Raw genomic sequence first — 24785 nt, 5'->3', positions numbered from 1 at the left:
GTGAACGCGGCGCGGAACAGTATTAGTGGTCAGGCGGGCAGCGTTGCCGGGCGGATCTGGCTGCTCGCCGTATTCGTTACGGTCACGATGCTGCTTGGCGGGACATCGCGATACGATTCCGGGCGACTGATCCTGCTCCTGCCGCTTGGCTGCCTGTTTGCCGCGCTTGGCAGTTCGATCGTCGACTGGCGTGCGATTCCGCGCCTGCCGCTGCTCTTCGTCAGCGGCATTGTCTTGCTGCTGATGATACAACTGGTCCCCTTGCCATTCGCGATATGGTCCGCATTGCCCGGTCGAGAACCCGTGGCTGCGCTGGCATCGGCGATGGGGCTCGAACAGGCCTATCCGCTTTCGCTGGCCCCCTATCGGACGCTGAACGCGCTTGCCGGAACGCCGCTGCTGTTTGCCGCGCTGACGATCGCGGCGGCGCAGGGCGATGCCGCCCCACGCCGTGTGCTGGCCGCCGTGGCCCTGCTTGCCATTGCCAGCGCGACTGTCGGATTGCTGCAAATTGCGCTGCCAACGCAGGTCTTTTATCTTTACGAGCGAACGAACATCGGCTCTCCGGTCGGTCTTTTCGCCAACTCCAACCATGCCGCGTTGTGCAACGTGCTGGGTATCCTTGCCCTTGCCGGCCTGTTGGCGATCCGGCCGCAAGACCGCGCCATGCGCTGGCTGGCGCCGGTGGGCATTGCCGGGCTCACACTCGTCAATCTTGTTAACGGATCGCGCGCTGGCTTCATGGCGACGGCTATCGCGATCACGGCATCGTCCGTTGCGCTGTTCCTTGCCGCAAGGACGCTGCCGCAATCGGGACGCTTCGCCCGCCGACCGGGACAGTTGGCGGTGATTGCGCTGGGCTGCCTGGCGGCGATCTGGTTGGCAGGCGCAGCGGCTGTGCTGTCCGGCCGCGTTCCGGCGATGGATCAGCTGCTGACACACAGCCCACTGGACGACATCCGGTTCGCCCTCATGCCGACACTGCTGACCATGGCGCAGACCTATTGGCCCATCGGCACCGGAATCGGCGCGTTCGAGGATGCTTTCTACATCCACGAACCGACGGCGCTGGTCGGCCCGACGTACGTTAACATGGCACATAACGATTTCCTGCAGCTCGTGATTGAGGGAGGACTGCCCTGGCTTGCGCTGTTCACGGCAGCGGCGTCGGGCGCGGGCCTTGCGCTGGTCCGGCTGCACCGCGCGAACCGCCTGCCCACGGGAAGCCTCGTGCTGATTGCGGCGGCCGTGGCGGTCCTGATCGTGACCAGTTCCGTCGAATACGCGATGCGTGATCCGATTTTCGAAATCATCGCGATCATGGCCCTTGCCGCGACCTGCCGTGCAGCAAGAGCGGCAAAGCCGGCCCTGTCGCAAAATCACCCGGGGGCCCCGCCCCCGGCCAAGCTGGAAGGTAATCCCTGAAATGGCTTATCCACTAAGACGGCATGGGCCGTTCGTCCTGTTCGCCGCAGCCGTGCTGACCGGATGCGGACCACGACCGCCGATCGGCGCGGCGCCGAGTATCACGGTGACCGACCTCACCACCCTGCCCGCCCCCGACCGGGGCGATGCCAACCGGCTTCGCGCGCTGGATCAGATCAACGTGCGGGTGCTTCAGGACCAAACGCTTGACGGCACCTATATCGTCGACGAAGCCGGGCTGCTCGATTTTCCTTACATCGGCCTTGTCCCTGCCGCGTCGCGTGGGCCACAGGATCTGGCCGACGATATTGCCCGCCGTCTGGACGGGCGCTTCGTGATTGACCCGCAAGTGGTGGTGATGCCGGTAACACCTGTCGCCGCCACCGTGTCGATGGGTGGCGAGGTGGCCAAGCCCGGCAACTATGCCCAGAACGACGCGACGACACTGCTGCGCGCCGTCAACGCCGCAGGCGGGCGTGGCGAATTCGCCAAGCGAGACGAAGTGCTGATCTTTCGCAAGGTTCAGGGAGTGCAATACATCGGGGTATACGATCTGGGCGCGATAGAGCGCGGTAACTACGCCGATCCGTCGATCTACCCCGGCGACATCGTGATGGTTGGCGATTCGCCATTCTGGCGGCGCCTCTCCGGCATGCTCACCGTACTCCCTCTGCTCACTACAAGCGCCATTCTGATCGATCGGCTTGGTAAATGACCATGAATAAACTGAACCCCAATCAGCCCGTCGCCGCGTTGGGAACCCCGTTGATGGGCGCCCATTCGCCCGCGCCCGAGATTTCCCATATCGTGGAGCGTTATCGCAGTCGCACCATCGAACTGCGCTTCTGGCTGCTCGGTCTGTTCGGCGCCGGCCTCGTACTGGCCATTGCGGCGACGCTGCTGATGACGCCGCGGTACCTGTCGACCGCGCGGATAGAGATAAGCCGCGTGGACAGCGGTGCCGCCGCAGGGCCCGATACGATCGATGCGCCGGTCGAGGAACGCGACCGCCAATACTACGAAACGCAGTACCAGCTGCTCCATTCGCGGTTTCTGGCAGAGCGGGTGATTGAAGCGGAAAACCTGCTTGCCAATGAAGAATTCCTTGAGACATTCGGTTTTTCCGCCGGACAGCCGGGACTGAAACGCACGGCCGCTGGCGTCCTGCTGAACACCGTCAATGTTGAGCCGGTCGAGCGATCTAACCTTGTCGACATCTCGTTCATCACCCCTGCCCCCGCCCTTTCGGCGCAGCTCGCCAATGCCTGGGCGGAGCAATTCCTGCGCGCCAATTACGACAAACGCTTCGGAGACACGCTTCTCGCCCGCGAACAGCTGCAGCAGCAACTGGGCGAAATGCGCGAAAGGCTGGAAAAGTCCGAAGCGAACCTGATTGGCTATGCCAACGCCCACGGGATCGTGGTCGTAGAGCGGGGGGAAAACGGCGGCGGTGCGGGCAGCACGCTGCTTTCCGCGGAACTGGATACCCTCAGCACGGCTCTGGCAGAGGCAACCGCCCGGCGCATCGCGGCACAAAGCGCCATGCGCGCGGGCAACGATGCATCGGCGGTCGCGGGGACCAGCGCCCTCAACACCAGGTTGGCCGAAGTCCGCGGACAACTTGCAAACCTTGGCAGCACGCTCGGGCCTGAAAACACAAAGGTAAAAGCGTTGCGGGCGGAAGAGGAATCGATCAGCCGCTCGCTCACATCGGAAACCGACCGCTTCGGCAGCGCGCGAACGGGCGAATATCGCCGGGCAATGCTTGAAGAGCGCGGCCTGCGCGAACGTTTCGAGGACGTGAAAGCCGCCTATCTCGGCCAACAGGGCAGCGGCGTGCAATACGGCATCCTGCTGCGCGAGGTGGATACCAACCGACAGATCTACGACGCCCTGTTGCAACGCTTCAAGGAAATCGACGTCGGACGAACCGGCAACAACAACATGACCCAGATCGAACATGCCTTGCCCAACGCGTCGCCCTATAGCCCGTCGCTGCCGTTGAACATCGCCATCGCGTTCGCCGTGGCGGCGGTCCTTTGCGGACTTGCGGTCTATGCGGCAGAGGCGATGGACAACTCTATCCGCGATCCCGAAGAGATGCGATCGAAACTGGGCCTCGACCTGATCGGCATCATCCCGCAGACGGACGAGAGCCGGTTGCTCGAGGACATTACCGACCCGCATTCCGAACTGTCGGAGGCCTATGCGTCCGCCGCGCTTTCGATCCGGCTGGGAACGGCGCGCGCCGGCCGTTCGCTCATGTTGACGAGCACGCGCCCGAACGAAGGGAAGACCATCTCTTCGCTCGCGCTGGCGCACAGTTTCGCGCGGGTCGGAGAGCGGATCCTGCTGGTCGATCTAGACATGCGGCGAGCAGGCCTCAGCAAACTGTTGTCCGTTCGCGGAACGCATGGCATGTCCGCGCTTCTCTCCGATCCGGCCTCACCGCCGGAAATTGCCCCACTCGAAGAGTTCGGGCTCGATTTCCTTCCCAGCGGTCCGGTTCGCAAGGACCGGTTCGTACTGTTGACCGCAGCGCGGATGCAAGCGGCGCTGGAACAGCTGGGATCGCTCGGCTACGATCGCTTGATCTTCGATGGCCCGCCCGTCCTTGGACTGGCCGATGCCCCCGAACTGTCGCGGGCCATGGATGCGGTCGTCTATGTGGTGCAGGCTAATGCGGAATCGCAACGCGCCGTGCGACGGGGCATCGCCCGCATGCGCGGGGTCGGCGCCCCGCTTCTCGGCGGGCTGACGACGCAACTGGATGCGCGCAACGATATCTATGGTTATGGCGATGGCTACGGCTTCGGTTATTCCTACAACGAAGAATAGGGGCCCCGGCTAATGCCGCTGGCTGGCAAAGGCTTCCTTATCGCGGTAACCACGGTGGTCGCCGGGCTATGCGCCGCGCAAGCGATGTCCAATGCCTGGGCAAAGCGGGGACCGGACGTCGCCGCCGCGCTTTCACCGTATGCCGCCGAAAGCGTGCAAAAACAGGCGATCCGGTCGCTGCGCGCGCATTCAGGCGATCAGGAAATCGCGCGCGATCCGGGCACCTTTGCAATCGCGCGCAAAGCCCTGTCGCGCAGCCTGCTGATGACCGAAGCGGCAGCAGTCGCGGGCCTGTCGTCGGGCGATCCCGCGCGCCGATCGGCAATATTCGATGCTGCCCAGCATCTTTCGCACCGGGGCCGTCTCCTTCAGGGTGCCCTGTTTCAGTATCACGCGGAAGAGGGCGATCTTTCCGGCGCGCTGGTCGATCTGGATCATCTCTATCGCGCCTATCCCGAGACAAGCGCGATCATCATGCCTGTCCTGATCGATTTCTTTGCGCAACAGGACAGTGACAAGGCGTTCCAGGAAGTGCTGCAAACCGGGCCTTCATGGGCCGATGCCTTTTTCCGCGAAGCCGCACAGCGGGATGCCCTGCTGCTGCGGCTTGCGCGGCTTCGCGGCAGTCTAGGCAACGCCGTCGAACTGCAGCCGAAGACCGATCAGCTTCTGGCAGGTTCGCTGGTCCGGGCGGGAAAGCCGGAAGCGGGCTACGCGCTCTACAACTCATATCTCGCCGTCGACCGTTCGGAAAACGCTGCGGGCGCGCAATCGATCGACTGGACCACTGCCTATCCCCCGTTCGGCTGGCGTCTGGCTGACCGGTTCGGATTCTACGCGCGTGTCGAACCGGGCGGAGAGCGGATCAAGGTCGTCGTCCGTCCGGGCCAGGGCGGCATTTTCGCCGAACGCCTGATCGGGATGAGCGATGCACAAGGTGCGATAACGGTGCATGCCGACTTTGCAGGCGACGAGCGGGTTTTTGCCAGGCTTTCATGCGCCAACCAACCGGATCTGGCGGTGGAACAGGTGCTGGACCGGCCTGTTGTTCGGCTTGCGCTGCCAGACCAAGACCAATGTTCAATCGTGACCCTGTCGCTCGGCGGCCGGGCGTGGTCCTCTGGCACGGGGATCTTCGGAACGGTATCTCGGGTGAGCCTCTCTGCCCGATAGCGGACAGTTCGTGCCTCGCCGTGACTGTCCGCACCTGCGAAATCACAACCCGACCGGAAAGCCGGAATCTTTAATCGGCAGATTGGCGGAACCGTTCTTGCGCTGGAAAGTATAACTGGTTATATCTTTGGATATGTATCTCAAAGGTGGATTGATCATGAAAGCCAAACCTCTCATTGCGCTTGCGGCTGTCGCCTCCGTTGCCACCGCTTCACTCGGCGCAGCGACCCCGGCAAGCGCGGAGCCGGAAAGCAACGTGGGCACGCTGGCTCTGGTCGCGGGTGCGGCGGCGCTTATCATCGGCGGTATTATCATCGCCAGCGAATCCGATGATGACGACGATGCACTGACAACCGGCTGAGCCCTGCCCTCGCTTTCGACACGCGCAAACTCAGGTATGGGCGGGGTGCGTTCGAAACAGTGGCTGGCAGTTTTCGCTTGGCGGGAAAAACGACCCCTCTCGCCAAGTTTACCCCGGGCCCGGATCTGCTTCACGACAGGTCCGGGCCTTTCGGCGTCCCATGCCGGGAACGATACCGGAACGGTACAGGGTGCGGCAAAGCCGGCCCCCAAGTCTGTCCCCATGGCCTGTTCAAAACCTTTAAGGCGATCGTAGCGCGCACCATCGCGCCATTCGGAGCGACCGGGTTAGGAACAGACGGCCCAGCACGCGTACCGGCAGCCGTAAGGCGTAGCGGCAGGCGATCCATCTGCTGCCGTCCGGTTCAATGTCGCCACCAGGCACGATCATATGCACATGCGGGTGGTGGGCTATGGCCGATCCCCATGTGTGCAGCACGGTCGTGATACCGATCCGTGCGAGGAACCTTTAGCGGGACTTGGTCAACGTGGCTGCGCATGATGGAAATGTGCACGAGAATGAGTAGATCATACATTTCGATTTCGCATCCTGACTTCAGCCGCCAGCGCGATTTTTCCTGACCGATGACGATCTGCTATGACCGACCGATAGGCGAACGAGGCCGTGCCAGCCCGATTGACGCGTCTTCCATGCAGTTGTCGATCAGTGCGAGTGAACGCATCAGACTATCGACGCTCTCCCCATCTACCAGACAGGCCGCGGTTGCCCGCACGCAATCTACATTCCGCTCGCGCAACGAACAGATCAGGTTCAATATGATCGCTTCGGATTCAGACACCTGATTGCACTGCAACTGGCAAAATCCGAACGTTTGCAGGCCGTGGTAATTGAACAATGCCATCATTTTCAAGAATGGCTGAAGTGCACACATCATGCGCCAGTATGCGAAACCACCGCATAGCGTGTTTTGCGGGCAGCGGCTTTCCGCCACCGTTCTGACCCAGCTTCGCATAGACCAGACCAGAAAGCGCCCGCCATCGTCGAGTGAGGTCACGGGTCTATCGACAAATTCGTACATGGCGGGCGCCTTCCTGCGGCTCAGGTATTGGATCGGATCAGCTTGCGCATCTCGGTTATGGCATCAGTTTGCGACAGCGTGCCGTTCGCGATTGCTGTGCCCATTTCCAGCAACCGGGCAGAAATAATGGTGCCGGTATCCGCCTGCTCGCGAATATGTATCCCGTCCTTCTTCATCGCGACCTGGTTCCACTCGTCACGAACGGCCGCCCAATAATCCTTGGTCGCGTTCCAGTAATCGTCGGCGGCCTTGACCGGATAGTCATCGAACCGGGTGTAGGTATTGAGAACGTATTCCTGCACGATCGGTCGCAACTCGCCATCAGACGATTCCATCTTGATATTGTCCTGCCAGTGTATCCACCCGTTCGGCGTAGGCTGGTGTCGATTGATCCCGTAATAGCGATCATACACAGGATGACGCACCGCATCGCGCCGGGCCAGAGGGCGCCATGTCCAGTTCGACCGCCAGCGGCGCACACCGCCCTGCGTCTCCCACTGTCCCCAACCGGCATAGCGCGGGCTGTCGTCGACCTGCCATACTGTTTGCGACCAGCGACCGTGCCGCATCTTTTCCGACACATCTTCCCATGCCCATTCGCCAGGCCCGGAATACACGAGGATACGGGCAGGCTCGTATTCCCAGTCCTGTCGCCAGTGCTTGATGACGTGCGTTTCGCCTTCATGTTCGACAACCAGAAGATGCTGGAGCACGATCTTGCGGCCGGTATCCTCGATCACGCGGACGGATTCATGCCCGCCGGATATCTTGCGGTCGATGGGAGTGTAACCCTCTTGCCACGGCGTCGACTCCTGCATGTCAAACCGCACTGAGAAATTCCCGGCCATGGCCAGAATATCGGCTCTGTCGGCCTCGTACGCGGCTTGCTCAGCATTTGCGGAGCGCTCGGCTATCGGAGGGTGCGCAAAGACCGGTGACGTCGTGAGACCGATTGCGAGGCAGCTTGCCGCCAAGGCCAAGGTGATTTTCGTCATTTTGATGATCCTTCAGGTATTCAGAAACGATAGCTGAGCGAGACGCTCGCGTTGCGACCAGGCCGGGTGTAGGCGTCGGTCACGGACGAACCTGCCGAGAGGCCGCGCACATCGCTCCAATACGCATACGTCTCGTCAGTCAGATTGAAGATGCCGGCGCGCAGGGTGAGTGCCTCGACGATGCGCAGAAATGCCGTGGCATCCACAATCGTGAAGGCGTCCGGACGATAGCATTCATCTTCGGAGCAGCTGCCCCGTGCTTGCCCGGCTTCCTTACGCGCGTGATGGGTGGCGATAAGTTCACCCCCGAAGCGATTGCCCGGATCGCGATAGCCGAGGCCGAGAACGAAGTTCAAAGGATCGATCGAAGCGAGCGGCTGATTGCCGCCACCGGACAGTTTTTCGGTACCCTTCGCATAAGCGACAGCAAACCGTCCGGTGAAACCGTTCCGGGACTGAAAATCGGCCTTCGCTTCGATCCCCTTTACCTTCACGCGGCCCACATTCACCCACTGGTAAACAGCTGGGTCAGTTGGCGTGAAGGCACCGGAAATAACCTGTTGATCTATGAAATCGCGATAATCCGCCTGGAACGCAGTAATGGCGAGGCCCACGCTATCGCCGTTAAGCCGCACGCCCCCTTCCCAGCTTTCGCTTCGTTCCGGACCAAGGTCGGGATTTGGCGCCGAGGTGTAACCATAGGCCAAGTTTTCAAAAAAGTTGTTGACCTGGCTTGGTGTCGGCGCGCGAAAGCCCTGCGCGTAATTGGCGAACAGGCGCACAGTTCTGCCGATCTTCGCGACCGCGCCGATCTTTGGCGACAGCTGCGAATCTTTCTGCCCTTCCGCAATGAAGTTCGGCAGCAGGGGATCTACGACGGGATCCAGCTTGTAGAAATCATACCGTAGGGCCGGATAAATTGTGAACCTGCCGTCCAGCAGACTGATTTCATCACCAAGAAATATCCCGCCCAGTGTGAAGTCGGTCTCTGGAAAAGCGCGGGTGGGAAAGGTTTCGCCGACAGGGGGCTCGACGCCGTCGCGCAGACCTTTTTGCAGCGTCCAGCTAACGTCGCCGCCATAGGCAAGACGATGTCCAACAACACCGGTGCCGAAATCGCTGCGCGCTTCGGCGGTCAGACCGTAGACGCGGTTTTCAAAGGTGTTCAGCCTTTCGCGGTCGGGACGCGGAGTGGCGTCGACTGAAGAGCGATCTTCATCCGTGAACTGGACGTCCTTGCCATCCTGCCAGTAAACGGCTACATGGGCGAAATCGATCGGGCCGGACCCTTCCCAGGTCCAGTCAAGCGAAACGCGCGTTCGCTTTGTACTGTCATCGGCGGTGAGATCATCGACATTCCAGCTGGGCGACGGTCCGTATAAAAATACAGGCCCCTGACCCGACAGGACATCCGTAAAGACCTTGCTTTTCAGATACTCTCCGGTCAGCCGTACACGGTGGCTGCCTTGGGACCACACCAATTTGCCGAGCAGTGCGTTGGAGCGACCGTCTTGCGGATTGGGTTCGGTCCGCTCTTCCCCCTGGCCACCAACCTTGCCCTTGTTTTGCAGCTCCTCATAATCGCGACGGGTATAGGCCAGCATGGCGGACCAGTTTCCGGATCGACCGGCGAGAGCCGCCGTTTCGGCGAATTCATGGTCGGCCGAGCTAAATTGAGCCCGAACGAAGCCACCGATCGCGGCACCCGCGTCAATCAGGTCGACCGGATCGGACGTTGTAAAGCTGACAACGCCGGAAAGGCCATCACTTCCGTAGAGTGCAGAGCCGGGACCGCGTAGTATTTCAACCGATTTGACCAGACCGATGTCTGTATAGCCGCCGCGTCCTGCATCCTGTGCGCCGAAGGAAAATCCTTGCGGCGAGCGGATGCCGTCAACCTGAATAAGAACCCGGTTGCCGCCAATGCCGCGGATGTTGAAGTCTTCGTTGCCGGCCCTGCCCGTTGCCCCCAGCGCCGCGCCGAAACGGGCTGGCGCCCGACGTACGCTGATCCCCGGTTCGAAACGAACGAGATCCTTGATGTCGGTAACCAGATTGTCGGCGATTTCCTTGTCGCTGATGACGGTAACCGTTGCGGGAGCATCAACGATTTCAACAGGAACACGTGTTGCCGTGATGGTGATCCCGTTCAGCCGGTCCGCCCAATAGAGCCCGTCATTATCCTGCGCCTGAGCTGGAACAGTCAGAAGGGAGAATGCGATCGCGATGCCGGCACACGAAGGATAAATCTGGTGCTTGCCAAACGCCCGACAACGAATGTGGCGTGCTTCCCTCCCCCAGCTCTTCTGCTTCGCCCATCCATTTTCCATCGGTCGCCCTCCAGACTTTTCAATTAATGCATATGATTCGCATTAGCATTTGAGTTGTATTCTGCGCTGCTGTCAACACCGGGAAACCGATATTCCGATCTCCCTTTTTCGCGATTGACGCGTCGAGCCAGCCGTGGCTCCGAACCCCGTCGTCAACGCCGTTAGTTAAGCTTCATACTCAGCGCACGAGGCGCTTGCGCACCGAAGATCAGTCCCCCCAAACCGGCCGCTTTCGAATGGAAGGAGAAACCACCGCGACCATGACCAACCCGGTCCACACGACCCAGAAGATCGTGGCGAATGGCGCTTGGTTTCCCAAGGTTGCGCGCACGCCCACCGTCACTATCAAGGCCAGGGGCGCTCCCCAGACGACGGCACTCCATGCCGCCCTCAGCCGTGGCTGATTGAATCCTCTTCGTTCCCTCTTGCCCAGCCAGATATAGACGCCGGTCGCGCAAATTGCTGTGAGCGCCGTGCCGAACAGGGCATAGGCCAGCTTCACCGCAAAACCTCCGAAATTACCGAAGTGCAGCTTGTAGGTCGAAGCGGCCGCCTGTTGGCCCAACGCCCCATCGGCCAGACCCGCTGTGTGAAGGAAACGCCCGGATGCGTTGAAAAGGTAATATTCGCCAAAGATCAACCGCCGCTGATGCGTTCCGACGATCTGAACCTTCTGCCCTGCTGTCATCGGATCGTGGAGGATGGCGTAAGTCGGCTCTACATCCGGGTATCGTGTGGCCATGTATCGTAGCGCGGCCGCTACATCGGGCAAACCCGTCGGTGTCGGATCGACCTTTCCCTCGGCACCGAAAATCGGTGCGTAGACCGCTTCAACATCGCCGTCATAATCCACCGTGGCGAGCGTATAGGCAGTGACCGTGGCCATACCGATCAGTGCGCCCGTCAGCCCGATCGCGAGCGAAAATGGCAGGCCCCATACGCTCAGCCGATTATGCCAGTCAGCCAACCCGAGGCCGTTCGCGCTTCTGACGCGAAGCCGAAAGGCATCGCGGAAGATGCGCGGATGCGCGATCACGCCCGAAAGCGCGAGAGCCAGCAGCATGACCCCCAGTACACCGACGATGGTAATCCCGACGACGCCGGGTAGGTTGAGCGTGTAGTGCAGGTTCACCAGGAAATCAGACCATGCAATCTCCTCTGGCCCAGCGATCGAACCGTCAGCTGCGATATTGACCGCCTGATGATCAGTGGTGATCGTCGTACGCGGCAGATCAGCCACCGGCATATGGACGAAGAGATGGGTCGTGGTCGGCTTGCCAGCCTCGCTTGCGATGACCGTCGCGACCGCTTTTTGAACTGCTTCGGGGGCAATCTCCGCCATCTCCGGTGCGTGCGGCTGCTCAAGGCGTTGCCACTCCGCATAAAATACCGACAAGGTGCCGGTCAGCGAAACCAGATATAGTAAGGCCCCTGTCAGCAATCCTGTCGCCGCGTGGGCCGAAAGGGCCCGTTTGACGGTGCCGGGTTCGGGTGCTGTTGTCATGGATATTGTCCCGCCAAAACGATCAGACAGGCTGGAAGAGTGGCCAGCGTAACAGTGAGGCACTGCTTGCGGCGATTGGCCGCCATCACAATGATGATAGCAAGCACAGCCCATGCAACGGGCATGGCGAATAGCGCCAAGACGTTGGCATCCGCCTCACCCACGCCGGCCATCTGTGCGACCGCGCGCAAGGCAACTGTGATGCACAACGCGGCGAGAGCCCCCGCCGGGACGGACAGAACAAAGGTAATCAGTCTTCCGCCCAGCCTCAGGGTTTCGCCGTTTTGGGGAAGCATTCCGGCACGCCGGTTCGATGCCCTGCCCGAGCTTTGCGGCGACCGCCATGCTGCGATCGCCAGCAAGGCATGCGCTGCCACCATCCCCGCCAGCGCGGCGACGGCAAGTCCCCATGCCCCTGCTGCCGCCCCGGCCATGGCAGCGGCCAGCGCCAGCATGCCCCAGCCCGTAGCATTAAGTGCACGCGAGCGCTGCGGGCGCGCCCATGCCCAACGCAAAACACCGACGCCGGCGATGGCGCTTGCCGCCGCCGTCCAAAGGAGCCAATCAGCCATTGTCAGAACCGATAGCTCACCGTCCCGTAAACGTTGCGCTCGGCACCCATGAAGCAATCGCCCCTTGCGAGGCAGGCAGAATAGTAGTCCTTGCCAAGCAGGTTGGTGGCGTTGAGCGCGACGCTCCAGTTTTGCCATGTCACTTCGGCAAGCGCGTCAACCAGCGTGTAGGACGGGGTGCGGATACCCCCCGGGAAAGCAGCACCGAAAGATTTGTTGCTGCCGACGTAACGCACGCCAGAGCCAAGCCGCAGGGACTTGTCATCCGGCAGTGAAAAGGTCTTCATCGCCCACATCGACGCGTTGTGCTGGGGCACATTGTCGAGTTGCCGCCCGGTGTCTTCGATCTCTGCTTCGTTATAGCTGTAGTTCGCCAGCAGCGTCACATTGCCGGGTAGGACGGTATTAGCCTCAAACTCGATACCCTTCGATGTCAACGAGCCCACCTGCAACTGCCCGGTCAAAGTGACTTCGGGGTTTTCGGGATCGGTAACGGCAACGGAAACCGGGCGGTTCGATTCCCGGATGTGATAGGCAGTTGCCGTCACGACCGTGTTGTCGTTCGGGTGAAACTTGATACCCGCTTCGAATTGCCTGCCGGTCTTGGGCGTGAACGGATCGCCATAGACATCCGAGCCTCCGATCGGTTCGAAGCTTTCGGTGTAGCTGAAGAACGGCGAGATGCCCTTCACCAGTTCGGCGATAACGCCTGCGCGGAAGCTGGTCGCCCCTGTATCGTAGACCTCGGTCCCGAACGAATCCGAACGCGCTTCGTCTCGCCGTAAGCCCAGCACCACCGAAACCCGATCCCACAGCCGAACCTGGTCTTGCAGGTAAAAGCCGATCTGTTTCTGGCTGACGTCTTCCTGACTGGCGTAGATAAAGCCGTCGGCCCCTTCCATCGGGATCGAGCCAGCATAATCGGACAGGCTGTCGTAATCGATGTCGTATATATCGATTGTTTCCAGGGCGAGGCCACTCTGCTTGCGAACGCGATTCCAGCTGTAATCGATTCCGGCCAGAAGCGTGTGTTCGATGGCGCCTCCCGTAGCGAAATCGAACTGGACGTTGTTGTCAGTGGAAAAGATTTCCATGCGCGCCAGGCTGCCGCTGGCATAGTTGGCGATCAACCGCTGGTCTTCATCTAGATAGGGGTTCGTCGGGCTGCTGTAGCTGTTGGGATAGTGCGTCAGGTAGGTGAGGTCGCTGTCGATATAACGGGCTTTCAGGTTCACCTGTACTCGATTGGAAAAGCTGTGGTGGAACAGAGCCGTGCCTTGCAGCAGGCGGCCATCGTAACGATCCCAACCGGGTTTCCCGATAAACAGGTTGTTGGCCAGCGTACCGTTCGGGTTTTCCAGAATTGTGCCGACGAGCGGAAGGAACTGCGACGTCGATCCCCCATCGTCCTCTTGATACAGGCCAAGCAACGTCAGGCTGGTGTCGTCGCCGGGTGCCCAGGTTAGCGACGGAGCCACCAGCACACGATCATCCGCGACGTAATCGGTCTGAGACCCGGAATCGCGCACGCGAGCCACGATACGGGCGGCAACATCGTCCGTCAGCGTGCCGGTCAGGTCGGCAAGTGCCTCTTTGCGGTCATGCGATCCGTAACGCAGCGAAAACTCGCCCGAGCTGTCGAAATCCGGCGTTTTCGAAACAAGGTTGATCAGCCCGCCGATGGATCCGGCGCCGAACAGTACCGAAGCGGGGCCGCGCACGACCTGCACCTGCGAGAAGTTGTACGGATCGGATCGGATGCTGGCGTAATAGCTATAGATGTCGCGCATTCCGTCGCGGAACTGCAAGGCGTCGATGCCGCGAATGAATCCGCCATCGACGCGGCCGTCCGGCCCGTAAGGATTGGCCTGCACACCCGATACGTAATTCAGCGTATCGCTGATCGAAATCGCACCCTGTGCTTCGAACGTGTCGGCTTCGATCACGGTAACCGGCTGCGGTACTTCGACAGCGGGCGTCTCCGTCTTGGTCGCAACGCCGCCATCCTGCCTTGCTCCCGTGACGAGGATTTCACCACGATCAAGCGATGCCATTTCAGCAAAGGCTGGACTCGCCAATACCGTGGAGCAAGCGAGTGCGGAAATCATTCGGATTGGCATTGGGTTCCCCTGATGGAAATGGGTTATCCATTCCCTTTCCATTTTTGCTAGTGCGACTCGTTTGCATTAGCAAGTGCCTTCCGGGAATTTATACACGCAAGTGGCATATTCTTTCCGCACAGGCGCAACGTTCACCCTTGCTCTCCTCCCAGAGCGGGAGAATTTGCCTGCCAATACCGCACTTGCATGGGCCGAGCCCCGGCGAAACCGATCAGCAAATCTCGCGAAGGGAGTAATGTTCGATCAGTTCGTGCGCATCGTCACCGGATATGTGGTACCCCGCGCCCCTGTCGCTGCGGACCGCATTTTCGAACCCGGCAACCGCCAGTTTACACCGCAAGTGATGGGCAAAGACGGCAAGGCTACGCCGCGTGTAATGCGCACTGTTGCGCGAAGAACGGAGCTGGTAAAACGTTTGGACCTGCCCCGGGTTCTGCAGCATTTTCACAAGCAGAACGGCACTGCCCCTTGGCATCATGCCGACCTGTTCGCGCACCAGCGCAACCACCTGTGCGCTCACCGGGCCGGATCCTGCGGGATCAACGATTGCCGCGATGTCGTCGGCAACCTGAAAATTGATCGATCGCAGTTCGCTGAAATCCAAGACCAGCGCCCCATTCCGCAGCCGAGCGGCCAAATCGAGCAGAGCCGCCGATTTCATCTCCATAAATGACGCGCTCCCGCAACTACCGTTCGCATTGCGCGCTGCAGCGAAAATTGCAGCAACGACGATATCCAGAACCTGCCTGTGAAAGGATGGTTCAGCCGACCCGGGATAATTAGGGACTGCATCACAGATCGACTGAACCGCCTGAACCACGGCTCAGGAAATCCGGTGGCATAGCCCAACACCAACGAAACCCGCCGGCTGTCTCCAATTCCGCCGATCCGCACCAGACGCGATGTCGTGCGCGGACAGCGCAAGCGCCGGGGGGTGCTAATGGCGACAGCGCGGCGGGCCCGTACGCCCGGTGGCCGTGCATCGAATACCGTGTCGACAATATGGTCTTGCATACCCAAACCAGAGGTTAGTCTGGCCATCATGAGCATAAGCAGATCACACCTCGTCGACCCGGCGTATTTTGCACAACTACCGAACACGACTGCATCAGAACCCGTATGAGAAGCCAATTTTCAGGCCATGATCGCGCCAGCCCGATGCGAAGCTTCCCACGTAGGACGCCCCGATCGATCCGCCGGGCATGATCTCGCTGTCGAAGCCGGCCTGCACCTCCAGTACATCCTTCGGCAGCGATGTGCCCTCAACTTCGAAGACATCTGATGTGGAGAAGCTTTGTGCACTCAGCCCCTCGCGATCACCGAATGCGTGGCGCCATGCTGCGCTGACCGTAGGAGAAATGACTGCATCCTCGCCGACCCTCCAGTCTCCGGCCGCACGCATGCCGAGCCGTGAAAAGCCCACGTTCCGCTTGCCACTCTCGACCTTAAGGCCGCTGACGGCACCACTTTCGTTGAAGCCATCGGTCTTCAAGTGCGCGTAGCTACCTGCGACAAAGGGTGAAAGCTTCAGCCCACCAGTCTGCGCGACATAACTGAGCTCACCGAAAACCGACCCGGTCTTTCCGTCGAACTCGGCCAGGTTCTCTTCCGACAACCCGCTCAACTCTATATTGCGTCGACCGTCCAGATCGTGCCAGCTGTAGGTGGCGCCGAAGTGGGCACGCAAATTCCCAAGACCGCCGCCGGCATAGGCCGATACCGCCTTTGTGTCGGTATCCACAGCGCTGTCGCGATCGTTCACGCGAACCTCGCCCGTGGCGTAGGTGAACGCAGCGCCGACCCGCCACGCGCCCAGCCCGACATCCACACCGGTCACGAAGCCGAACTCGTTATCAATCGCGGTTGCCGCGTTGCCGTCGGCTGTATTGCGGCCCCACGATCCAAATGCCTGGCCCCAGACCGCCGTCCGGCTGTCGTAGTCCTGCACCTGCGTATCGAACCCGCCTAGAGCAACGGTGATGTCGTCTGCCTGACGCAGACGCCCCAGCACACGATCGTTGTTCTGCTGCACATCGTCGATCAGCACGGTTGCCGCCGTTCCCCATACCTCACCCGAGAGCGCGTCGAACGCAGCGCGGGCGCTGGCTTCGCTGGTCTGACCAGCGATGGTGCGATAAAGCGTGCCCGTCGCATCGGCGGTTTCCAACCCGGCCGCAACTGAGGCCTGGTTGTCGGTAATGGCAGCGCTGACGAAAGGATCGTCGTTACGCACCAGCTGCAGCATGACATCGTTCGCGCCGTAGCTGAGGTAGGAGTCGAGGAACGGCAGGTCCACATCGGTTCCGTCAAAGGTGCCGTTGACCCCGCCCCCCGCGGTCAGGATGAGGTAATCGCCACTAAGCGCATAGTTGCCTGCAGCGGCCAGAACCGACACGGTGCCGCCGTTGATGTTGGCCGCCCCGGTCGCCTTGATGAGGTCGCTGTTGCCTTCGTCATCGACCTCGACTTCATAGACAGAGCCGACCTCGAAATCGATATCGCCGTTGACGTGCAGCGTTCCGATCGAGTTGCCGGGCCCGACAATTCCTTCGACGGTGGTGTGGCCAACCGTTCCGTTTCCGCCAAGCAGGCCGCCCGTGCCAACAACGACATCGGAAGCGCCGAAGTCGCCGTTTGCACGCAACACACCATCCGCGATGACGAAAAGCACGCTCCCTGTCCCGTCTCCCGTCAGGTTCAGTTCGCCCGAACCATCCTTGGTGAACGCTCCCGTCCCGGTGAAGCTTCCGCCAAAGGTCGTGTTCTTAAACTGCTCGACGAGAAGTGCGCCATCGGTGCCGAACCGCAGGGTCCCGTTGGTTCCGCTCAGACTGGCAACGATCTGTTGTTGTCCGCTGAGATCGAATGTCCCGCTGTCGATGACGAGGTCGGTTTCCTCATCCAGTTGGGAGGCCAGTTTGACTGTACCGCCCTGAACGATGGTCGCGCCCTTGTAAGTGTATTGGCCGGAAAGCAGCAGGACGCCACTGCCTTGCTTTACAAGATCTCCTTCGCCCGACAGCGCGCCGGAATATTCGTAATCGCCCGGTAGCGCGAAGATCAACGTCCCGTTGTTTTCGGTCGATCCAGCCAGATCCGCACTCTGTGCCGTAGCCGCATTGACGGCCAGTTCCAGTGTGCCGCTGGCGTTGATCACAACGTCACCGGCAAAGACATTGGTCAGCAAGATCTTGCCTGCATCGATCGTGGCGGTGCCTTCATAAGCACTGGCATCGCCAGACAGGGCGAGAGTCCCGGTGCCGACTTTGGTCAACGCGCCGTCACCGGTCAGAATAGCGTAGGTTTCGACCTCATCACCCTCTGCAACCCCGATCGCACCTCCGTCCGCGCCCAGCGCTATTTCGTCCAAGGTGCCGATGCCGGTGGCGTTCCATGTCGCGCCACCTGCAAGAGTCAGCGTGCCCAGCCCGTCGACCGCGCCGGTTAACGTCGCACCGTCAAGCATGACATCGGTATATCCGGTTGTCTTGCTGCCGGTATCCAGCAGATCGCCCGTAGCCGTGGTGCCGGAGCCGAGGGCCAGTGTCACGATCGCGCTGCCGTCGTCATTGTCGCGCGATACGTCGAGCACCGTTCCGGTGGCCGAAACGAGCGTCGAACCGGTGACCGAAAAATGGGCGACACCGCCAGCAGCGCCATCAACACCGATTGCCGCGTCGGCTGCGTCGATCGTTCCATCGGCAAAGGCAATGCTGCCAGTGCCGGCGATGGCAAGGCCGAGAGCCCCCTCGCCAGTGGTGGTGAGCGTAACGCCGGTCGCGCTGATCTGCGGCGTGTAATCCGCATCGCCATAGGCAACCAATCCATGCGCCTCGATCCCGGAGGTCGTGATACTGCCACCCTCGATCACGAGCTCACCACCGAGTTCGGCGTAACCGCCGAAAGCGTCGTCGCCCTCGGTAGTCACATATGCGTCGATGGCCGTCAGCACGCCTTCGCCCACAAGGCCATCGTCGTTACCCTGGGCATGCAGTCCGATCCCCCGTTCCCCCGCAGTGTTCACTGTCGAGTTGGAAATCGTGACGTTGCTGCCAACGTCGGCATAAACGCCGTTGGCGACCTGTCCGTCGACCGAAATGACGAGATCCGACGCCTCGATCGTCGCCACGGTATCGGCCGTCGTTCCACTTTCACGCTTGCCGAAGAGGCCGTGCGACAGAAAGCCATCCGTTTCGATCGTGCCGCCCGCGATGGTGATCGCACCAGCACCGTTGTTGTCGGCATGAGCATAAGCACCGCGTACACGGTCGCCGCTGGCAGTGATGGTGACATCCTCGGCCACGATCTCGCCGCCAGAAATTGCGAAGAGACCTGCCATACGTCCACCTTCGAGGGTGATGGTCCCGCCCGAAACGCTGGCCGTGCCGCCGTCCATCGCGGAGACGCCGCCAACCTCACTCGTGTTCATGTTCGATACCGTGGTGGAGAGCGCCACATCGGTCAGGTCGATGATACCGCCGTCGGCCATAACGCCATGCTGCGTCGTCGAAACGCTGCCACCCTGCAGACTGATCGTGCCACCGGAGACGGCAAGCGCGCCCAGTTGCCCGACACTGCCACATCGGTCGCTTCGATCGTAGCATGATTGGCCACCAGCGCGAACTGGGTGGAAGTAACCACCCCGCCGTCAAGGGTGATCGTGCCGCCGGTCATCGCCAACGCGCCTGTGGAGCCACTGGCAGCTACTTCCGTTCCGCTGGCAATCACCGCACTGTCCGCACCGATCGCGAGCAAACCGGGAGAAGACGCGCCGGATGTTTCGACGATGCCGCCATCCAGGCTGACGAGGCCACCATTTGCAGCCACCACTCCGGCTGAACCGTCAGTGCTCACGTTGGTGCCCAGAGTGTGAATCTCGCTACCTTGGTTGACCGCGAGGAGACCGGGAGCTTCGGCCCCCGATGTTTCAACCGATCCACCGTCGAGGGTGATCACACCGCCTTCATTGGAAACAACGCCCGCTTCGCCGGTCGAAACCACTCCGGCGTCTTCGCCGAAAGCAATCGTGACATTGCTACCCGCTCCGGAACGCACGGTTCCGCCCACCGTAACGCCGGCATCGATGGCAACCGAACCCTGCGCATTGGCGATGACGTTGAGACCGTCCGGCGCCCCAGTGATGGATTCGCCGTCCAGCACAAGCTGCGCCTGAGCGAGCTGCGACCAGTAGGTGTCGAAGCTGGTTACGCCATTATTCCGTCCGTTCAGGTATACCGCATATAGCTCGTCTGAAATGTTGTCTTCGGCGCCGCGCGGCATATCCCAGCTGTAGATGACAACGTCGTTCACGACGTAATCGATCCGGTCGCTTTCGGGCAGTACGCGCATCTCGAAAGTGTTCCACTCATCCAGACTGAGGGCACTTTCCGATGCGTCGAGATTCACCCACCCACCGGAAGGATTCGCGGTCGTATCCCAAACCTGCAGGCGTGCTTCGCCGTCTTCGTTGGTGAAGCTGATGATGGGGAAAATAGCCTGAGCATCGACATAGCTTTCGGTCCCCTCGGGCTGAACCGACCCCCATATTCCGGTTCGAACGTAGTCGGTGTCGGTCCCTTCGGCCCATTCGGAACCTATCCAAAGATCGCCCTTGATGCTGGCTGAACCGGCAGGTGTGTCGAGTGTCTGGCTGTACCCTTGCCAGTTGGAGAAGGACGAAGGGTTGGCGGGTGGCGAAATCGTAATGTGAACGGTGCCATCGCGCCCCTCCCAGCTTTCGTTGGTGAACGTGGCAACATCTGCCCTGTCGACGGTCCAGGCCGACACGTCCTGATCAATCTCCATCTCGATCTCGACGATCGGATCGCCCGGCGCAGCCATCGCAGGAGCGACTGACAGCATGGCAAGAGCGATCGCTCCGGTGGCACAGGACAATTCCAGATTCTTTTTCATTTTTTCCATCAAGTATCAGAATTGATACCGCCGAAAGGACAAGCAACGCGCTTGGCGGCGAGTTGAAGTCAGGGCCAGCACGCCCAGATGAGAGTCATTGCCGCGCCTGAAAAACCGGTCATTACCAGGAGTGGCGCCAGGGAATTCAGCTGCGATCGATGAGAAGAACCGACATCGGCAAGCATGGGAAAGTCGCGTTGCGGAAGTGGCCCCAGCGCATTGCAGACCTCCAGACACCGCGCGCGGTCGATCTTTGCGCGACCCGTGAGCGCAGCGTCACGACCGACAGCAGGCGAAAAGGCGGACAGGCTATTGCCTAAGGCAGCCCCCCCCACAGTTTGGGTCATCGCATGTGCAGTGCGGAACCGAAGAATCAAGGACTGCCAACAATCCGATTCCAGCGACACCAAAAACCGCGCCAGCGACGAAAGTGATCGCGAGAGCGAGCATATCGGATTACCTCTGATCTGAAGATGCGCGTGGCCATTCGCACAGGCGTCGTGGGTAGAGGCGCGCTTTGCCACCAAGGCATTCGCTGCGTCTGCGAAGCTGACGAGTTCGCCCATTACAGCACCCATGGCCTGATGGCCGACGGGCGCCCCATGAACTGACCCTGTTGCCACTCAACGCCCATCTCCACAGCCATCCGACTCTGGGCAAACGTGTCCACACCTGTAGCCACCACTTCGGGCGCCAGCGCGCCGGCCAGTTCAAAGAGCCGCCTGACGGAATTCTCGTTTCTCGCGCTGTCGCGAGCGATGCGAAGCAAGGTGCCGTCGACCTTGACGATATCTGGACGGGTGGCGAGCAGGTCACCGAAGCTGGACCGCCCCACGCCGAAACCGCTTAGAGCAACCCGACACCCCAGTCCGCGAAGCAAGCGAAGGGCCGGCTTGTTCGCAACTTCCGGCGCATCTCCGATGTCAAAAATGATGCGGCTGGCCAGCGAATAGTCCTCGACCATCGGTACGATCTCCGATGACCAGCGATTTTCCCGGAAAGCATCGTCCGACAGCCGCAGACAAAGGGCCACGTCTTCACTATCGGCAAGTTCGCTGACGATGTCGCCCACCGCATGAACTGCTGCTTCACCGGAAACGCCGCCCGGTTCGGCAAGGACGTAATCATAAAACAGGCATGCACCATCGACGCTGGCGCTCCGCACCGGCTCCCACATGATTGCCGTGTTGCCGTGTCTATCCTGCCCAACACAATCGTGTACATGCGGCAAGATTTCGGAAGGTTCGTCAGCCAGCACTCTGCCCGCGACCTGCGGCCTCAGAAGCAGCTTCCCGCATTCGATAGGCATCCGGAGAACGGTCGACGCCACCGCTTGGGCAAATTCCAACCGGCGTCCTGGCGCCGGGGCGGCCGGAAACGCGCCATCGGTAATAACCAAAAGCTCGTCGGTTTGCGATCGATGCACTTGCGCATCGTTTCCGAAAACAGAACGCAGGCGCTCTATCGTACTGCGAATTGCAGCAACGGCCGCTTGCCTGCCGAATGCGCGCTCGGTCGCCTGCAAATTCTCGATGGTAAACCGGAACTGGAAGAGCGAAGCTTCAAGCCCGAGCGGAGGAATCGCGGTGGCCGAAGAACCGGAACCCACATTGCACACTTCCATTTCCACTGCCCCCGCAACGCATCGAGTCATGCTCGATCGCCACAAGAACTAACGTACGATATATTTCATATCAAGCATAAATATATCGTTCGATATGTATCTGTCTTTGTTAAGACGTACTGATGGTGAGCGCCGCCGCACTCAAATGTACACCATACGTCCATTAAAGTGGTATTGGCCGGGCTAAACCCAAGCCTCAATCAGATCATGCGATCGGAACATTCGTTACCCCGCTAGGTCGTAACGCCTGACAAAACCTGGATCGGGATAAGGCCGCCAACTCGTCCTGTAATCCACCTTTATCGGCAGCTGTCGATTGCACACTTGCGACTATTCAGCCGGTGGGTCCCGGAAGAACAGACTTGCGCACATTTCGATATGACGTTCGAGAAATTCCGCATCAAACACTGACTGTCCGGTGAATTTCTCAACTTGCTTCTGCTCCAGGAAAATCCTGGTCGAGGCGCCCATATACAGGAAGTGAAGGTGGGCCGGATCACCCTTAACATAACGCCCCTGGCGTTGGGCTTCGCGGATAAGGTGCATGGTGTCGGCAACGTCTTCTGCCCCGTATTTTTCATGCAGCTCGGCAAAACGATCGGATTCCATCCCACTTTCATGAAGAGACAGCCATAACAGCGCGGGCTTGGCCGCCGTCATCAGGGTAAAGTGGCGGTAGATCTCGCGCAGGGTGGTGACAGGATCGCAGTGGCGCAGTTCTTTCGTCCTGGAAGAAACATCGTCGTGCCAATCGGAGAACGCCTGCTCCATCACCGCATCCCAGACCCCCTGTTTGGTCTCGAAATGGTAGATCACCAGCCCATGGCGCACTCCCGCGCGTGTCGCGATCGATCGCGTGGTAGAACCGTCGAACCCGGATGCGCTGAATTCTTCCAGCGCCGCATCCAAAATCTTGCGCCGGGTCGCAAGCGACCGCGCCTGCCTTCGACGAACGTTCACAATTTCTACGTCGTCGCCCTGATCCAATATCGACTCACTGGCCAATTTCAATCTCCAGATCCCGCATCAGAGTGTATTTACAACGCCTTGCCCGGTATGAGCGCAGTACGATTATGGGGACCATCACCGAAAAGTCCCATGCCAGTAAACAGAATGGCTCGTCAAATCTGTCTTCTGGCTGTTCCGTGCCATGTAGCACGGGCCATGTTGCGCTGATCCCAACATTCCCGTTTCGGCCAATTTGACGACTTTCAGCGAAAAAGGACCGCTGCGGTAATCCGCAACGGCCTTCCTCTTCCGAAAACCCCCATTCAGAAGTTGAAGCGGACGCTGCCACCGTAAGTGCGCGGCGGTTGTACGTTCAGGCGCGCATAGCCGGGCACAAATTGCTCTCCGCCCGCAAGGATACGTTCGTTGGCGATATTGCGAATCCAGCCGGAAACCACGATCGCGCCGTTTGCACTTTCATAAGTGAGCGCCGCATTCAGCACAGTGTTCGCAGGCTGCAGGACATTGGCCGTATACGAAGGCGAAACGTAGCGCTTGCTGGCAAACGTCATATCAAAATTGGCTGCCACGAAAGCGCCGGACGCAAGATCGAAACGATGTTCGTAACCGGCACTGCCCGACCATTTGGGAGCGCGCAGCAGCTGCTGGCCAGAGCAATCAAGCAGCGAGGATGGTGTCCCCAGGATTTCGCCATTATCCGTCGCGACGCAACCCGTGCCCGGCAGCACGGAGAAGGACGGCACCGCCCGGACAAAGGTATCATACTCCGAATGAAGATATTCGACACTGCCACGAAGCGTATCGTTCGACGTCAGCCTGAACACCATGTCGAGATCGGCACCATACATGTTGGCTTTGCCGGCATTGGCAGTCTTGAACGTAACGTTGCCGAAGTCATTGAACCCGACATAGGGTATCTGCTGATCGCTCAGCTTCCAGTAGAATGCTTCGACGTTGATCTGCAGCCGGTTGTCAAGAAAGCGGTTACGCGATCCGATTTCGAGTGCGGTCAGAAACTCCGGTTTGAACGATGAGTCCACGCCGGGACGATCGACGTAAGTGCCACCACCCTTGAAGCCGCGGCTGACCGTGCCGAACAGAAGAGATGACCGCGTGACATCGAATTCCAACCCCGCCTTCCAGGTGACGGCGCTGCTGCTGGTCTCGTTCGCGATCGGATAGTCCAATAGCTCGCCAGTCGGGTTCAATATCGGATGGAAAGGATTGTAGGCTTCCGTCTGGACGTTCTCCAGCATCGTGATCGGGTTGATCACGCCCGGCGGGCCGATCACCGAATTCAGATCGCCGGAAGTTCCGGACTGCTCATGGGTATAGCGCAAGCCGCCAATGATCCGCAGGTTATCGGTCAGGCTATACGTGGTCTCACCAAAGAACGCATAGGATTCGACCTCAGCGGCAAGGTCGACGACCCCATTCTGAAAATTCGTCTCATTGCGAATTTGGGTGGGCAGGGTCTGATCGACCTTGAAGTAATATGCCCCCAACACCCACTTCAGGTTGGCCGAGCGATCGGACAGCCGTGCCTCGATCGACTTCTGCTTTGACTTGGGGTGCTGCTTATCAGCATAGCCCGGCCCGTATTCAAGGTAATCCAGGTCTTCGAAGCGATAGGCAGGCAACACGGTAAGTGTTGCGAAGCCAAGGTCGACGTCGAGCTGCGCGTTCACACTCCACTGATAGTTTTCGTAGAACGGCTTCTCGTAGGGAGGACATACCAGCAGCGAGGTGCCGTCGGGATTATCGGGAACCCCGGCACCGAAACACGCATTGGGCACCGGACCGATACCGGGTACGAAGCCGGGAGCAAGGCCGGTATCGAGGCGCGGATCGAGCGCGCCGATGAACTTAACATCGGTGGGATTAGGATTGACCGTAAGCGCTGTCGCGGTCCCACCTTGCGC

Annotated in this window: 18 protein-coding genes and 1 pseudogene; 6 read left to right on the top strand and 13 right to left on the bottom strand. The window is 60.2% G+C overall.

What is annotated here, in order from left to right; genetic code table 11:
- The 5 genes from A7A77_RS15200 to A7A77_RS15180 all read left to right on the top strand — a co-directional run bounded on the left by A7A77_RS15200 (position 1) and on the right by A7A77_RS15180 (position 5797).
- Positions 1-1425 carry an O-antigen ligase family protein gene (locus tag A7A77_RS15200; RefSeq protein WP_066560172.1) on the top strand — a complete coding sequence of 475 codons (1425 nt, stop codon included), beginning with the start codon at positions 1-3 and terminating at the stop codon, positions 1423-1425.
- Between the two features lies 1 nt (position 1426).
- Positions 1427-2140 carry a polysaccharide biosynthesis/export family protein gene (locus A7A77_RS15195; RefSeq protein ID WP_066560170.1) on the top strand — a complete coding sequence of 238 codons (714 nt, stop codon included), beginning with the start codon at positions 1427-1429 and terminating at the stop codon, positions 2138-2140.
- Entirely contained in the window at positions 2137-4263 is a 2127-nt protein-coding gene (locus tag A7A77_RS15190) for a GumC family protein (RefSeq protein ID WP_082836178.1), read from the top strand. The genes A7A77_RS15195 and A7A77_RS15190 overlap by 4 nt, the downstream gene beginning before the upstream one ends.
- Before the next feature lie 12 nt (positions 4264-4275).
- On the top strand, positions 4276-5436 hold the full coding sequence (locus A7A77_RS15185) for a hypothetical protein (protein WP_066560168.1): 1161 nt from the start codon (positions 4276-4278) through the stop codon (positions 5434-5436).
- Positions 5437-5593: 157 nt separating this feature from the next.
- A complete protein-coding gene (locus A7A77_RS15180) occupies positions 5594-5797 on the top strand; it encodes a hypothetical protein (protein ID WP_156500607.1) in 204 nt (67 codons plus the stop codon).
- A gap of 273 nt (positions 5798-6070) precedes the next feature.
- On the opposite strand, the pseudogene A7A77_RS17610 reads toward A7A77_RS15180, so the two are convergent.
- The 7 genes and pseudogenes from A7A77_RS17610 to A7A77_RS15150 all read right to left on the bottom strand — a co-directional run.
- Positions 6071-6256, bottom strand: a pseudogene (locus tag A7A77_RS17610) (transposase); the annotation flags it as partial.
- 136 nt (positions 6257-6392) lie between these two features.
- Complete coding sequence (locus A7A77_RS15175; protein WP_156500606.1) at positions 6393-6836, bottom strand: hypothetical protein; 444 nt, start codon at positions 6834-6836, stop codon at positions 6393-6395.
- 20 nt (positions 6837-6856) lie between these two features.
- The gene (locus tag A7A77_RS15170; RefSeq protein ID WP_066560161.1) at positions 6857-7831 is read right to left on the bottom strand and encodes a DUF6607 family protein; all 975 of its coding nucleotides are present in this window, start codon (positions 7829-7831) and stop codon (positions 6857-6859) included.
- 20 nt (positions 7832-7851) lie between these two features.
- Positions 7852-10161: a TonB-dependent hemoglobin/transferrin/lactoferrin family receptor gene (locus tag A7A77_RS15165; protein WP_082836177.1), complete on the bottom strand. Its 2310-nt coding sequence runs from the start codon at positions 10159-10161 to the stop codon at positions 7852-7854.
- A 208-nt stretch (positions 10162-10369) separates the two neighbouring features.
- Positions 10370-11665 carry a PepSY-associated TM helix domain-containing protein gene (locus A7A77_RS15160; RefSeq protein ID WP_066560158.1) on the bottom strand — a complete coding sequence of 432 codons (1296 nt, stop codon included), beginning with the start codon at positions 11663-11665 and terminating at the stop codon, positions 10370-10372.
- Positions 11662-12237 carry a hypothetical protein gene (locus tag A7A77_RS15155; RefSeq protein ID WP_066560154.1) on the bottom strand — a complete coding sequence of 192 codons (576 nt, stop codon included), beginning with the start codon at positions 12235-12237 and terminating at the stop codon, positions 11662-11664. Before A7A77_RS15155 ends, A7A77_RS15160 begins: the two co-directional genes overlap by 4 nt.
- Positions 12238-12239: 2 nt before the next feature.
- The gene (locus A7A77_RS15150; protein WP_245638507.1) at positions 12240-14291 is read right to left on the bottom strand and encodes a TonB-dependent siderophore receptor; all 2052 of its coding nucleotides are present in this window, start codon (positions 14289-14291) and stop codon (positions 12240-12242) included.
- A gap of 301 nt (positions 14292-14592) precedes the next feature.
- Between A7A77_RS15150 and A7A77_RS17990 the strand changes: the two genes are divergently transcribed.
- On the top strand, positions 14593-15030 hold the full coding sequence (locus tag A7A77_RS17990; protein ID WP_156500605.1) for a hypothetical protein: 438 nt from the start codon (positions 14593-14595) through the stop codon (positions 15028-15030).
- 435 nt (positions 15031-15465) lie between these two features.
- Here the strand turns inward: A7A77_RS17990 and A7A77_RS15140 are convergent, their stop codons facing one another.
- The 6 genes from A7A77_RS15140 to A7A77_RS18185 form a co-directional block, all read right to left on the bottom strand.
- Positions 15466-18846: an autotransporter outer membrane beta-barrel domain-containing protein gene (locus A7A77_RS15140; protein ID WP_066560148.1), complete on the bottom strand. Its 3381-nt coding sequence runs from the start codon at positions 18844-18846 to the stop codon at positions 15466-15468.
- Positions 18819-20270, bottom strand: a complete 1452-nt coding sequence (locus tag A7A77_RS15135) for an autotransporter outer membrane beta-barrel domain-containing protein (protein ID WP_156500604.1) — start codon at positions 20268-20270, stop codon at positions 18819-18821. The genes A7A77_RS15140 and A7A77_RS15135 overlap by 28 nt, the downstream gene beginning before the upstream one ends.
- Positions 20271-20338: 68 nt before the next feature.
- Positions 20339-20836 carry a hypothetical protein gene (locus tag A7A77_RS17985; RefSeq protein WP_156500603.1) on the bottom strand — a complete coding sequence of 166 codons (498 nt, stop codon included), beginning with the start codon at positions 20834-20836 and terminating at the stop codon, positions 20339-20341.
- Positions 20836-21894, bottom strand: a complete 1059-nt coding sequence (locus A7A77_RS15130) for an EAL domain-containing protein (RefSeq protein WP_066560142.1) — start codon at positions 21892-21894, stop codon at positions 20836-20838. Before A7A77_RS15130 ends, A7A77_RS17985 begins: the two co-directional genes overlap by 1 nt.
- 330 nt (positions 21895-22224) lie before the next feature.
- Positions 22225-22899 (bottom strand): TetR/AcrR family transcriptional regulator, encoded by a 675-nt coding sequence (locus tag A7A77_RS15125; protein WP_216635597.1) that lies wholly within the window; start codon positions 22897-22899, stop codon positions 22225-22227.
- Positions 22900-23165: 266 nt separating this feature from the next.
- Positions 23166-24785: TonB-dependent receptor (locus A7A77_RS18185; protein ID WP_066560139.1), on the bottom strand; the 1620-nt coding region annotated here is incomplete at its 5' end.

Origin of the sequence: Croceicoccus bisphenolivorans (assembly GCF_001634625.1) — a bacterium.
Lineage (GTDB): Bacteria > Pseudomonadota > Alphaproteobacteria > Sphingomonadales > Sphingomonadaceae > Croceicoccus > Croceicoccus bisphenolivorans.
Note: the sequence above shows the minus strand (reverse complement) of the source record. Positions and strands in the feature narration are given on the sequence as shown.

Coding starts and splice junctions, on each gene's coding strand:
- A7A77_RS15195 (WP_066560170.1), top strand. CDS start 1,427: ATGGCTTATCCACTAAGACGGCATGGGCCGTTCGTCCTGTTCGCCGCA.
- A7A77_RS15190 (WP_082836178.1), top strand. CDS start 2,137: ATGACCATGAATAAACTGAACCCCAATCAGCCCGTCGCCGCGTTGGGA.
- A7A77_RS15185 (WP_066560168.1), top strand. CDS start 4,276: ATGCCGCTGGCTGGCAAAGGCTTCCTTATCGCGGTAACCACGGTGGTC.
- A7A77_RS15180 (WP_156500607.1), top strand. CDS start 5,594: ATGAAAGCCAAACCTCTCATTGCGCTTGCGGCTGTCGCCTCCGTTGCC.
- A7A77_RS15175 (WP_156500606.1), bottom strand. CDS start 6,836: ATGTACGAATTTGTCGATAGACCCGTGACCTCACTCGACGATGGCGGG.
- A7A77_RS15170 (WP_066560161.1), bottom strand. CDS start 7,831: ATGACGAAAATCACCTTGGCCTTGGCGGCAAGCTGCCTCGCAATCGGT.
- A7A77_RS15165 (WP_082836177.1), bottom strand. CDS start 10,161: ATGGAAAATGGATGGGCGAAGCAGAAGAGCTGGGGGAGGGAAGCACGC.
- A7A77_RS15160 (WP_066560158.1), bottom strand. CDS start 11,665: ATGACAACAGCACCCGAACCCGGCACCGTCAAACGGGCCCTTTCGGCC.
- A7A77_RS15155 (WP_066560154.1), bottom strand. CDS start 12,237: ATGGCTGATTGGCTCCTTTGGACGGCGGCGGCAAGCGCCATCGCCGGC.
- A7A77_RS15150 (WP_245638507.1), bottom strand. CDS start 14,291: ATGGCATCGCTTGATCGTGGTGAAATCCTCGTCACGGGAGCAAGGCAG.
- A7A77_RS17990 (WP_156500605.1), top strand. CDS start 14,593: ATGTTCGATCAGTTCGTGCGCATCGTCACCGGATATGTGGTACCCCGC.
- A7A77_RS15140 (WP_066560148.1), bottom strand. CDS start 18,846: ATGGCCGACGGCGGTATCATCGACCTGACCGATGTGGCGCTCTCCACC.
- A7A77_RS15135 (WP_156500604.1), bottom strand. CDS start 20,270: ATGAAAAAGAATCTGGAATTGTCCTGTGCCACCGGAGCGATCGCTCTT.
- A7A77_RS17985 (WP_156500603.1), bottom strand. CDS start 20,836: ATGGGCGAACTCGTCAGCTTCGCAGACGCAGCGAATGCCTTGGTGGCA.
- A7A77_RS15130 (WP_066560142.1), bottom strand. CDS start 21,894: ATGGAAGTGTGCAATGTGGGTTCCGGTTCTTCGGCCACCGCGATTCCT.